The organism is Massilia sp. MP_M2, assembly GCF_039123635.1.
Lineage (GTDB): Bacteria > Pseudomonadota > Gammaproteobacteria > Burkholderiales > Burkholderiaceae_D > Telluria.
Window position 1 is genome coordinate 90032 of the sequence record NZ_JBCHJF010000014.1, and the last position, 13110, is coordinate 103141.

Here is a 13110-nt window from a genome sequence, read left to right on the forward strand (position 1 = left end):
CAGGGTGTCGTTTCATTTTCAACTCAGACGATTACTCGCCGTCGTTATGCTGCTCAGCCGAAGCCGACGCAACTTGCTGGTCTTCCATCGCTTGCAGCTCGGCGGCCATATTGGCCTTCTCTTGCTGCAGCAGTGCCTGACGTTCTTCCGCTTCCCACACTTCCTTCTCTTTGCGAGCGCGGTGGAATGCCAGACCCGTACCGCCCGGGATCAGGCGACCGACGATGACGTTCTCTTTCAGGCCGCGCAGACCGTCGCGCTTGCCCATGATCGCCGCTTCGGTCAGCACGCGGGTGGTTTCCTGGAACGATGCGGCCGAGATGAACGAATCGGTCGACAGCGATGCCTTGGTAATACCCAGCAGCACGTTTTCGTACGTTGCCGGCAGCTTGCCTGCAGCGTTCATGCGGTCGTTCTGGTCCAGCAGTTCCGAACGTTCGACCTGCTCGCCGATGATGTAGTCGGTGTCGCCTGCTTCGACGATCTGAACACGACGCAGCATCTGGCGAACGATCACCTCGATGTGCTTGTCGTTGATCTTCACGCCTTGCAGACGGTACACGTCCTGCACTTCGTCGACGATGTAGCGGGCCAGCGATTCGATACCCAACAGGCGCAGGATGTCTTGCGGATCGGCTGGGCCGTCGACAATCATCTCGCCCTTGTTCACGACTTGACCATCGTGAACCAGCACTTGCTTGTCCTTGGTGATCAGGAACTCGTGCTTGTTGCCGTCCATGTCGGTGATCTCAAGGCGTTGCTTGCCCTTGGTCTCTTTACCGAATGCGACAGTACCTGTGACTTCCGCCAGCATGCCGGCGTCTTTTGGCGAACGTGCTTCGAACAGCTCGGCAACGCGTGGCAGACCACCGGTAATGTCTCGCGTTTTCTGCGATTCAGTCGGGATACGTGCCAGCACTTCACCGACGGACACTTGCTGACCGTCCTTGACCATGATCAGCGAGCCGATCTGGAAACCAATGGCCACGGCGTGTTCGGTGCCCGCGATCTTGACTTCCTGGTTCTCTTCGTTCAGCAGCTTGACCTGCGGACGCAGCACCTTGCCGGCCGAACCACGACGCTTCGGATCGATCGCGACGAGGGTCGACAGACCGGTCACATCGTCGACCTGGCGAGCGACGGTGACGCCCTCTTCCACGTTTTCGAAGCGGATGATACCGGCGTACTCGGTGATGATCGGACGGGTCAGCGGATCCCAGGTCGCCAGGGCGATACCGGCTTTGACAGCCTGGCCATCCTTGACGATCAGGGTCGCACCGTACGGCACCTTGTGACGCTCGCGCTCACGGCCATGGTCGTCCGTGATCAGCACTTCGCCCGAACGGGTAATGACGATTTGCGCGCCCTTGCCGTTGGTGACGTAACGCATGGTTGCCGTGAAGCGAACCGTACCGTTCGACTTGGCTTCGACCGACGAGGCCACTGCCGCACGCGATGCCGCACCACCGATGTGGAACGTACGCATGGTCAGCTGGGTACCCGGCTCACCAATCGACTGCGCTGCAACCACACCGACTGCTTCGCCGGCGTTGACCATGCTGCCACGGCCCAGGTCGCGACCATAGCACTTGGCGCACAGGCCGAAGCGCGTGTCGCAGGTCAGTGGTGTACGAACCTTGACTTCGTCGATGCCGACGCGTTCGATCTCTTCGACCATGTCTTCGTCCAGCAGCGTGCCGGCTTCGAACAGGGTTTCCTGGGTTTCAGGATTGACGACATCGGTACCGGTGACACGGCCGAGGATACGGTCGCGCAGGGCTTCGATGACTTCACCACCTTCGACCAGCGCCTTCATGTGCGTGCCGTTGTTGGTGCCGCAATCGTCCTCGATCACCACCAGATCCTGCGTCACGTCGACCAGACGACGGGTCAGGTAACCCGAGTTTGCGGTCTTCAGCGCGGTATCGGCCAGACCTTTACGAGCGCCGTGGGTCGAAATGAAGTACTGAAGCACGTTCAGGCCTTCGCGGAAGTTCGCGGTAATCGGCGTTTCGATAATCGAACCATCCGGTTTCGCCATCAGACCACGCATACCGGCCAGCTGACGAATCTGGGCTGCCGAACCGCGGGCGCCCGAGTCGGCCATCATGTAAATCGCGTTGAACGATTCCTGGGTGCCTTGGGTACCATCACGCTTCGTGACCGGCTCGATTTTCAGCTGGTCCATCATCGCCTTGCCGACTTCATCGGAGGTCTTGCCCCAGATGTCGACGACCTTGTTGTAGCGCTCGCCGGCGGTGACCAGACCCGAGCTGTACTGCTGCTCGATCTGTTTCACTTCGGCTTCAGCGGCAGCGATCATGCCCTTCTTGACGTCCGGGATCATCATGTCGTCGACGGCGATCGAGATACCGGCGCGCGTTGCCAGGCGGAAGCCCGACTGCATCAGCTTGTCGGCAAACACGACAGTCGCACGCAGACCGCACTTGCGGAACGACGTGTTGATCAGCTTCGAGATTTCTTTCTTCTTCAGCGAACGATTCAGCACCGAGAATGGCAAGCCTTTTGGCAGGATCTCGGACAGGATCGCACGGCCGACCGTGGTCTCGTAGCGGGTCAGGGTCTGGTCGAAGCCACCTTCGGCGTTGCGTGGGAATTCCACGATACGCACGGTGATGCGGGTCGCCAGTTCGACTTCCTTGTTGTCGTACGCGCGGATGACTTCCGACACGTCCGGGAACATCATGCCTTCGCCCTTGGCGTTGATTGCCTCGCGCGATGCGTAGTACAGACCCAGCACGATATCCTGGGACGGCACGATCGACGGTTCGCCGTTCGATGGGAACAGGATGTTGTTCGACGCCAGCATCAGCGTACGTGCTTCCATCTGTGCTTCGATCGACAGCGGGACGTGGACAGCCATCTGGTCACCGTCGAAGTCGGCGTTGAACGCCGCGCAGACGAGTGGGTGCAGCTGGATGGCCTTGCCTTCGATCAGGACCGGTTCGAACGCCTGGATACCCAGACGGTGCAGCGTCGGCGCGCGGTTCAGCATGATCGGGTGTTCCTTGATGACTTCTTCAAGGATGTCCCAGACCACTGGCTCTTGCACTTCGACGAGCTTCTTCGCCGCCTTGATGGTCGTTGCCAGACCCATCAGTTCGAGCTTGTTGAAAATGAATGGCTTGAACAGTTCCAGAGCCATCAGTTTCGGCAGGCCGCACTGGTGCAGTTTCAGCTGTGGACCGACCACGATGACCGAACGGCCCGAGTAGTCGACGCGCTTGCCCAGCAAGTTCTGACGGAAACGACCGCCTTTACCCTTGATCATCTCGGCCAGCGACTTCAGCGGACGCTTGTTGGCGCCGGTCATCGCTTTACCGCGACGGCCGTTGTCCAGCAGCGAATCGACTGCTTCTTGCAGCATGCGCTTTTCGTTACGCGTAATGATCTCTGGTGCGCGCAGTTCCATCAGGCGCTTCAGGCGGTTATTACGGTTGATGACGCGGCGATACAGGTCGTTCAGGTCGGACGTGGCGAAACGGCCACCGTCCAGCGGGACGAGCGGACGCAGCTCTGGCGGCAGGACCGGCAGAACTTCCATGATCATCCACTCAGGCTTGATGCCCGAACGCTGGAACGCTTCGAGCACTTTCAGGCGCTTGGCGTATTTCTTGATCTTGGCTTCGGACTTCGACTCTTTGAGTTCCACGCGCAGCGCGTCGGCATCGCGGTGGATGTCGATCGAGCGCAGCAGTTCACGGATACCTTCGGCGCCCATGAAGGCGGTGAAGTCGTCGCCGTACTCTTCGTACTTGGCGGCGTAGTCGTCTTCCGACATGATCTGGCTCTTCTTGAGCGGGGTCATGCCTGGATCGGTGACGACGTATGCTTCGAAGTACAGCACGCGTTCGATGTCCCGCAGCGTCATGTCCAGGACCATGCCCAGACGCGATGGCAGCGACTTCAGGAACCAGATGTGCGCGACTGGCGAAGCCAGCTCGATGTGGCCCATGCGCTCACGGCGCACCTTGGCCAGCGTGACTTCAACGCCGCACTTCTCGCAGATCACGCCGCGGTGCTTCAGGCGCTTGTATTTGCCGCACAGGCATTCATAGTCCTTGATAGGACCAAAGATTTTTGCGCAGAACAGGCCGTCGCGCTCAGGCTTGAACGTGCGGTAGTTGATGGTTTCCGGCTTCTTGACTTCGCCGAACGACCACGAACGGATTTTTTCAGGCGACGCCAGGCCAATCTTGATGGCGTCGAAACTTTCGTTTTGCTGAACTTGCTTGAATAGATCGAGCAGTGCTTTCATGTATCACTCCAGGTGATTGAATTCTTTACTGACTTGCTTGCCGCCAGCTCCTCACTGATTTTCGCCAGTGCTTGCATAACCCACTACCCTAGAAACCGGCATTCCCGCGCAGGCGGGAATCCAAGTTTGCCGGCTGATTCACCGGGCTTAGGCCCCGGACTGCTCCGGGGCGACGACTTCGAAGGTCGAAGAGCCAGCCCGAAGGCTGGCGGCCTTGCTGGCCTGCTTAGTTGCGCTCGAGATCGATGTCGATACCCAGCGAACGGATTTCCTTCACCAGCACGTTGAACGACTCTGGCATGCCGGCTTCGATCACGTGGTCGCCTTTGACCAGGTTCTCGTAGACCTTCGTACGGCCGTTCACGTCATCCGACTTCACAGTCAGCATCTCTTGCAGCACGTACGATGCGCCGTACGCTTCCAGTGCCCACACCTCCATCTCACCGAAGCGCTGGCCGCCGAACTGGGCTTTACCGCCCAGTGGCTGCTGCGTCACGAGCGAGTACGGACCGGTCGAACGCGCGTGCATCTTGTCGTCAACCAGGTGATGCAGCTTCAGCATGTGCATGAAGCCGACGGTGACCTTGCGCTCGAATGCTTCGCCGGTACGACCGTCGAACATCGTGACCTGGTTCTTCGACGGGGTCATGCCCAGGTTGGCAGCGATGTCATCCGGGAACGCCAGATCCAGCATACGACGAATGTCTTCTTCGTGGGCGCCATCGAAGACCGGGGTCGCGAACGGCACGCCGTTCTTGAGGTTGCCCGCCAGGGTCAGGATCTCTTCATCGCTGAAGCTGTCCAGGTCTTCCTTGCGGCCGGTTTCGTTGTAGATCTTGTCCAGGAACACGCGCAGGTCTTGTGCCTTCGCTTGCGCCTGCAGCATTTCGCCGATGCGCCAGCCCAGGCCCTTGGCCGCCCAACCGAGGTGGGTTTCCAGGATCTGACCGACGTTCATGCGCGATGGCACGCCCAGCGGGTTCAGCACGACGTCGGCAGGACGACCGTCCGCCATGAACGGCATGTCTTCCACCGGAACGATACGCGAGACCACACCCTTGTTACCGTGACGGCCTGCCATCTTGTCGCCCGACTGCAGGCGGCGCTTGACGGCCAGGTAGACCTTGACCATCTTCTGCACGCCTGGCTGCAGCTCGTCGCCTTGCGTCAGCTTCTTGCGCTTCTCTTCGAAGGCCAGATCGAACTGGTGACGCTTTTCGTTGATCGATTCCTTGATCGCTTCGAGGGCGTTCGCGGTGTCGTCTTCTGCCGGACGGATGTCGAACCAGTGGAACTTGTCCAGGTCCGCCAGGTAGTCGGCAGTGATCGCCGCGCCCTTGGCCATCTTCTTCGGACCGCCATTGACGATCTTGCCGATCAGCATGCGCTCCAGACGCTCGAAGGCATCGCCCTCGACAATACGCATCTGGTCGTTCAGGTCCAGGCGATAGCGCTTGAGTTCATCATCGATGATCTGCTGGGCGCGCTTGTCACGCTGGATGCCTTCGCGGGTGAACACCTGGACGTCGATCACGGTGCCGACCATGCCCGAAGGCACGCGCAGCGAGGTGTCTTTCACGTCCGACGCTTTTTCGCCGAAGATCGCGCGCAACAGCTTTTCTTCCGGTGTCAGCTGGGTCTCGCCTTTTGGCGTGACCTTACCGACCAGCACGTCGCCAGCCTGCACTTCGGCGCCGATGTAGACGATGCCCGATTCATCCAGGCGCGCCAGCTGGTTTTCTGCCAGGTTCGAGATGTCGCGGGTGATTTCTTCCGCGCCCAGCTTGGTGTCACGTGCCACGACCGACAGCTCTTCGATGTGAATCGACGTGTAGCGGTCATCCTTGACGACGTTTTCCGAGATCAGGATCGAATCTTCGAAGTTCAGACCGTTCCACGGCATGAACGCCACCAGCATGTTCTGACCCAGGGCCAGTTCGCCCAGGTCGGTCGATGCGCCGTCGGCGATCACGTCGCCACGGGCGACGCGGTCACCAACCTGCACGATCGGACGCTGGTTGATGTTGGTGTTCTGGTTCGAACGGGTGTACTTGATCAGGTTGTAGATGTCGACGCCGACTTCACCAGCCTGCGCTTCATCGTCGTTCACGCGAATGACGACGCGGCCCGCATCGATGTAATCGACCATACCGCCACGCAGAGCCTGCACGGTGGTACCCGAGTCGACTGCCACGGTACGTTCGATACCGGTACCGACCACGGCCTTTTCAGGACGCAGGCAAGGCACGGCCTGACGCTGCATGTTGGCGCCCATCAGTGCACGGTTCGCATCATCGTGTTCCAGGAACGGAATCAGCGAGGCAGCGACCGACACGATCTGGCCTGGAGCAACGTCCATGTACTGGACGCGCTCTGGCGAGACCAGGATCGTTTCGCCGGCTTCACGCGACGAGACCAGCTCGTCGACCAGTCGGCCTTCTTCGTTGATCGCAGCGTTCGCCTGGGCGATGATGTAGCGGCCTTCTTCGATTGCCGACAGGTAATCGATCTGCTCGGTGACCTTCGAACCGTCGACCTTGCGGTACGGGGTTTCCAGGAAGCCATATTCGTTCAGACGAGCGTACAGTGCCAGCGAGTTGATCAGGCCGATGTTCGGGCCTTCAGGCGTTTCGATCGGGCACACGCGGCCGTAGTGGGTCGGGTGCACGTCGCGCACCTCGAAGCCAGCACGTTCGCGGGTCAGACCGCCAGGGCCCAGAGCCGAGACGCGACGCTTGTGCGTCACTTCGGACAGCGGGTTGGTCTGGTCCATGAACTGGGACAGCTGCGACGAACCGAAGAACTCACGGATCGCGGCCGAAATCGGCTTGCTGTTAATCAGGTCATGCGGCATCAGGTTGTCCGCTTCGGCCTGGCCGAGACGTTCCTTGACTGCACGTTCCACGCGGACCAGGCCAGCACGGAATTGATTCTCAGCCAGTTCGCCGACGCAACGGACGCGACGGTTACCCAGGTGATCGATGTCATCGACTTCGCCGCGGCCATTGCGCAGCTCGACGAGAATCTTGATCACGGCCAGGATGTCTTCGTTCGACATGGTCATGTCGCCGGTCAGTTCATCACGGCCGATACGGCGGTTGAACTTCATGCGGCCGACTGCCGACAGGTCGTAGCGTTCCGGCATGTAGAACAGGCCGTTGAACAGTGCTTCGACCGATTCTTCGGTTGGCGGTTCGCCAGGACGCATCATGCGGTAGATCGCCACGCGCGCCGCGGTGCGGTCAGCGGTGTCGTCGGTGCGCAGGGTTTGCGAGATGTAGCCGCCCTGGTCCAGATCGTTGGTGTACAGCGTCTGGATTTCGGTCACGTCTGCGTCGCGCAGCTTGCCCAGCAGTTCTTCGGTCAGTTCGTCGTTGGCGACGGCGATGACTTCACCGGTGTCCTGGTCGACAATGTTCTTGGCCAGCACGCGGCCGAGCAGGTAGTCTTCAGGGACCGAGATGGTCTTGATGCCGGCAGCTTCGATGTCACGGACGTGCTTGGCGTTGATCCGCTTGTCCTTGGTGACGATGGTCTTGCCCGACTTCGGATCGACGATGTCGAAACGCGCCACTTCGCCGCGCAGACGCTCAGGAACGAACTCGAGTTCGCCGCCGTCGTTGCGCACGACGAAGTTGTCGAACACGAAGAAGTTCGCCAGGATCTGTTCCGGCGTCATGCCGATGGCCTTGAGCAGGATCGTCACTGGCATCTTGCGACGACGGTCGACGCGGAAGAACAGGATGTCTTTCGGGTCGAACTCGAAGTCGAGCCACGAGCCGCGGTAAGGAATGATCCGTGCCGAGAACAGGAGCTTGCCCGACGAGTGCGTCTTGCCGCGGTCGTGCTCGAAGAACACGCCCGGCGAACGGTGCAGCTGGGACACGATCACGCGCTCGGTGCCGTTGATCACGAACGAACCGTTCGTGGTCATCAGTGGCAGCTCGCCCATGTAGACTTCTTGCTCTTTCATTTCCTTGACGACCGGCTTGGTCGGCGATTCCTTGTCCAGGATCACCAGACGCACCTTGGCGCGCAGCGGCGACGCGAAGGTCAGGCCACGCTGCTGGCACTCTTTCACGTCAAACGCAGGATCGCCCAGCACATACGACAGGAACTCGAGGCGCGCAAAACCATTGTGCGACACGATAGGGAAGATCGAAGAAAAAGCCGACTGCAGACCCTCGGCCTTGCGTCCCGATGGGACAGCATCAGCCTGGAGGAAGTTCTCGTAGGATTCCAGCTGGGTAGCCAGCAGGTAGGGAACGTTGTGAACGTTGGCGCGTTTCGCGAACGACTTGCGAATACGCTTCTTCTCAGTAAATGAGTAGTGCATGGACACTCCGTGAGTGACAGAAAGGATGAAGAATTCAGGATTTGCCAGTGGCACGCGCCACCACCACACACAATTCCTGAAGTCTCTTACTCTTTCGCGCCAGATGAAAAGGACAAGCAAACTGCTGTGTTACGATATTTCGGAGCCGGTGCTGCCGACTCTATTCTGTCATTCCTTGCCGACGTCTGTCGCAGGGACGACAAAAGAGCCAAAGCCGCAATTCCCGCCTTCCGGCAAGTTTTGCAAGCTTTGACTCCCGCATCAGGCGCTGCGAACAGCGCCCTTTGCCTATGTATTACTTCAGTTCAGCCTTGGCGCCTGCATCTTCCAGCTTCTTCTTGGCGGCTTCAGCTTCTGCTTTTGGCAGGGCTTCTTTAACCGTCTTAGGAGCGCCGTCGACGACGTCTTTGGCTTCTTTCAGGCCCAGACCGGTGATTTCACGGACTGCCTTGATGACGCCGACTTTGTTCGCGCCGATTTCGGTCAGAACAACGTTGAACTCGGTCTGCTCTTCAACAGCAGCGGCGCCAGCGCCACCACCAGCTGCAGGAGCCGACATTGCAGCTGCCGACACGCCGAACTTCTCTTCGAATGCCTTGACCAGTTCGTTCAGGTCCATGACGGACATTTCGCTCACTGCGTTCAGGATATCGTCTTTGCTAATTGCCATTTGAAACTCCAGTTTTGATTTGTATGTAGTTCAGGTTGGTACTTGAAAAAAAAGGGAAGCTTACGCTTCTGCAGTTGCTTCTTCTGCGGCCGGAGCTGCTTCGGAAGAACCTTCGCCTTTTTTCGCTGCCAGGGCAGCCAGACCACGTGCAAAGCCCGACACCGGAGCCAACATGACGCCCAACAGCTGCGAGATGAGAACTTCACGGGATGGGATGCTTGCCAACGAGGTAACGCCAGCTACGTCGAGCTGCTTACCTGCGTAGTTACCGGCTTTGATGACCAGTTTGTCGTTGGTTTTAGCGAAGTCATTGATGACTTTAGCGGCAGCAACGGCATCGTCCGAGATCGAATAGATCAGCGGACCGGTCATGGAATCAGCCAGCGAGGCAAACTGCGTGCCCTCGACAGAGCGACGCGCCAGCGTGTTCTTGAGAACACGCAGGTACACGCCCTGGGCACGTGCGGATGCACGGAGCTTGGTCAAGTGACTAACCTGGATGCCACGGTACTCGGCGACGACGATGGTTTGCGCAGATGCTACTTTTGCGGAAACTTCTTCGACGACGGCCTTTTTGTCATTCAGATTAAGACCCACGGTCAATCTCCTTAAATGATGAGAACGAGATGTTCACATCGGTTCGAACACACGGCGTCCGAAGTTAAGAAGCCTTAAACTGAGCGGATGAATTCACGCAGCTGGACTACAAAACTTGTTCGGGTACACCATCTGCGTTGGGTTGTCTTTTAACCGCATGCTCAACCTCTGCATTTGGCCCAACGGTCTTTGATTGTCTGCCGCAGCGTTCAGTTGCTGCGACAGCCCAAAGATTCGCCCCGCGCCAACAGCGCGAGGACTTGAATTTGCTGATTAAGCAGCAGCGATCGAAGCGTGATCAACGCGCACGCCTGCACCCATCGTCGACGACAGGGCAACCTTGCGCAGGTACACACCTTTCGACGTGGTTGGCTTGGCCTTGTTCAGAGCGTCGATCAGGGCAACCAGGTTGCTCTTCAGATCTGCGTCGGTGAACGATGCACGGCCGATCGTTGCGTGAACGATACCTGCCTTGTCGGTACGGTACTGAACCTGACCGGCTTTGGCGTTCTTGACAGCGGTAGCGACGTCAGGCGTCACGGTACCGACTTTCGGGTTAGGCATCAGGCCGCGTGGGCCCAGGATCTGACCCAGGGTACCGACGATACGCATGGTGTCTGGCGACGCGATGACGATATCGAAAGGCATGTCGCCAGCTTTGACGCGCTCGGCCAGGTCTTCCATACCGACGATGTCGGCGCCGGCTGCACGTGCAGCTTCAGCCTTCTCGCCCGTTGCGAACACAGCAACGCGCACGGTCTTGCCGGTGCCAGCTGGCAGCACGACCGAACCGCGAACCACTTGGTCCGACTTCTTCGGGTCCACGCCCAGTTGCACCGAGACGTCGATCGACTCGTTGAACTTGGCAGTGGCGAATTCTTTAACCAGCGACAGAGCGTTGTCGAAGGCGTAGACTTTATTGCGGTCTACTTTAGCTTTGATAGCTTTAACGCGTTTGGACAGCTTAGCCATTACAGACCCTCCACCGTGATGCCCATCGAACGTGCCGAGCCAGCGATGATACGCACTGCTGCGTCCATGTCGGCGGCGGTCAGGTCCGGCTGCTTGATTTTTGCGATTTCTTCAGCTTGAGCGCGGGTCAGCGATGCAACCTTGTCGGTATGCGGCTTGGCCGAACCCTTGGTGATGCCAGCGGCTTTCTTGATCAGGTACGTTGCCGGTGCAGTCTTCATCACGAAGGTGAACGACTTGTCGGCGAACGCGGTGATCACGACCGGGATTGGCATGCCTGGCTCGACACCCTGGGTCTGGGCGTTGAACGCCTTGCAGAATTCCATGATGTTCAGACCGCGCTGACCCAGTGCTGGACCGATCGGTGGGGATGGGTTTGCTTTACCAGCTGGAACTTGCAGCTTGATAAAGCCAATGATTTTCTTTGCCATGAAAGGCTCCTATCTTTGACTTGAGTAGTAGCGCCCCACCGCGACTACTCGTCTCCGGCGGGGCTCCTCTTACCGGATTCCGCCTGACAACTGCGACGCTCCGATTATGGCGTTTGTATTTGATATGTTGGGGACAGAGTACCGCTGCGCCGCGCTGCGCGAGGCTTCGCTAAACTCTTTCCCACAATGGTCATACTTTCTCTACCTGCCCGAATTCCAGTTCGACTGGAGTCGCGCGGCCGAAGATGGTAACAGAAACTCGCACCTTCGACTTTTCGTAATTGACTTCTTCGACGTTGCCGTTGAAATCGGTGAACGGGCCTTCTTTGATCCGGACCTGTTCGCCCACTTCGTACAGCGTCTTTGGCCGAGGCTTCTCGACACCTTCCTGGACCTGCTGCATGATCTTGTCGATCTCGCGCGCCGGGATAGGGGTTGGCTTGTTCGACTTGCCGCCGATGAAACCGGTGACTTTGCTGGTGTTTTTCACCAAATGCCAGGTTTCGTCGGTCATTTCCATCTCGACCAGCACGTAACCCGGGAAGAAGCGGCGCTCGGTAACGGCCTTGGTGCCGTTGCGCATCTCGACGACTTCCTCGGTTGGCACCAGGATCTGGCCAAACTGTTCTTGCATGCCGCCGCGTTCGATCCGCTCGGTCAGGGCGCGCATGACGCTCTTTTCCATACCCGAGTAGACGTGAACGACGTACCAGCGCTTGTTACTGACCGGGACACTCACAGGTGCAGCTGCTTCTGGTGCTGCTTCCTGCTCTGGAACACCTTCTTCCGGAGCGCCGGCCGCCGGAGCGCCGGCCGCCGGAGCGCCGGCCGCCGGAGCGCCGGCCGCCGGAATCTCTTCCGGCGCGGTATCTTCTTGTACGTTTTCGCTCATGTTTATTTCCAACCCAGGACAAAGTCGTACAACAGGAGCTCGAGAATCTTGTCGGTGCCCCACAGGAAAATTGCCATCACAACCACGAAGGCAAACACGATGCCGGTGATTTGCAAGGCTTCGCGGCGGGTCGGCCAAACGACCTTCTTGGTCTCGCGCACCGATTCCTTGGCAAAGCTCAGGAAATCACGGCCGGTGGTGGAAGTCCACAAAAGCAGGACAGCAAAAACTAAACCAGCCAAAAGTGCGCCTGCGGCGACCAAGGCTGGTTTGTTCTGGCCTGTCAGGTAAAAGAACCCGACGACGCCTGCAATCGCTGCAACCACCGCCAGCGCGACCTTGAACTTGTCATTCGAGGTGCTGACAGTTTGCACGGATTGATTAGACATTCTTCTTTACTTTCGGTGCCTGGCACCAGAATTCGGTGGCAGGGGCGGAGGGAATCGAACCCGCGACCTTCGGTTTTGGAGACCGACGCTCTGCCAATTGAGCTACACCCCTACGAAAACTTCCATCTGAATCCAGCATTATACAGCAAGCGTGCGCCCACTGACAATGCTGTTCGAGGGAAACGGAAATGACTTCCGCTTCCCTCTACTCTGCTTAGTTAGGCAGAATCTTTGCGACCACGCCGGCGCCGACAGTACGGCCGCCTTCGCGGATTGCGAAACGCAGGCCTTCTTCCATCGCGATCGGGTTGATCAGCTTGACAGTGATCGACACGTTGTCGCCTGGCATGACCATTTCTTTGTCTGCTGGCAGTTCGATCGAACCGGTCACGTCAGTCGTACGGAAGTAGAACTGTGGACGATAGTTGTTGAAGAACGGAGTGTGACGACCGCCTTCATCTTTCGACAGAACGTAGATCTCGCCGGTGAAGTGGTTGTGCGGCTTGATCGAGTTTGGCTTCGCCAGAACCTGACCACGCTGGAC

General features: G+C 58.6%; 8 protein-coding genes, 1 tRNA gene and 1 pseudogene. All 10 read right to left on the bottom strand.

Going from position 1 to position 13110, the window contains the following annotated elements:
* Positions 1-31 precede the first annotated feature (31 nt).
* Entirely contained in the window at positions 32-4279 is a 4248-nt protein-coding gene (gene rpoC / locus RCH14_RS22960) for a DNA-directed RNA polymerase subunit beta' (protein WP_343028422.1), read from the bottom strand.
* 226 nt (positions 4280-4505) lie between these two features.
* Positions 4506-8615 (bottom strand): DNA-directed RNA polymerase subunit beta, encoded by a 4110-nt coding sequence (gene rpoB / locus RCH14_RS22965; RefSeq protein ID WP_343028423.1) that lies wholly within the window; start codon positions 8613-8615, stop codon positions 4506-4508.
* A gap of 295 nt (positions 8616-8910) precedes the next feature.
* Positions 8911-9285 (bottom strand): 50S ribosomal protein L7/L12, encoded by a 375-nt coding sequence (rplL, locus tag RCH14_RS22970; protein ID WP_343028424.1) that lies wholly within the window; start codon positions 9283-9285, stop codon positions 8911-8913.
* 60 nt (positions 9286-9345) lie between these two features.
* Positions 9346-9882, bottom strand: a complete 537-nt coding sequence (gene rplJ, locus RCH14_RS22975) for a 50S ribosomal protein L10 (RefSeq protein WP_343028425.1) — start codon at positions 9880-9882, stop codon at positions 9346-9348.
* A gap of 273 nt (positions 9883-10155) precedes the next feature.
* Positions 10156-10854 carry a 50S ribosomal protein L1 gene (rplA, locus tag RCH14_RS22980; RefSeq protein WP_343028426.1) on the bottom strand — a complete coding sequence of 233 codons (699 nt, stop codon included), beginning with the start codon at positions 10852-10854 and terminating at the stop codon, positions 10156-10158.
* Positions 10854-11285, bottom strand: a complete 432-nt coding sequence (rplK, locus tag RCH14_RS22985; protein ID WP_258837103.1) for a 50S ribosomal protein L11 — start codon at positions 11283-11285, stop codon at positions 10854-10856. The genes rplA and rplK overlap by 1 nt, the downstream gene beginning before the upstream one ends.
* Before the next feature lie 190 nt (positions 11286-11475).
* Complete coding sequence (gene nusG, locus RCH14_RS22990) at positions 11476-12177, bottom strand: transcription termination/antitermination protein NusG (RefSeq protein ID WP_343028427.1); 702 nt, start codon at positions 12175-12177, stop codon at positions 11476-11478.
* 2 nt (positions 12178-12179) lie between these two features.
* On the bottom strand, positions 12180-12566 hold the full coding sequence (gene secE, locus RCH14_RS22995; protein WP_183554440.1) for a preprotein translocase subunit SecE: 387 nt from the start codon (positions 12564-12566) through the stop codon (positions 12180-12182).
* Between the two features lie 36 nt (positions 12567-12602).
* A tRNA-Trp gene (locus tag RCH14_RS23000) sits at positions 12603-12678 on the bottom strand.
* Positions 12679-12780: 102 nt separating this feature from the next.
* Positions 12781-13110 (bottom strand): annotated as a pseudogene (gene tuf / locus RCH14_RS23005) (elongation factor Tu); the annotation flags it as partial.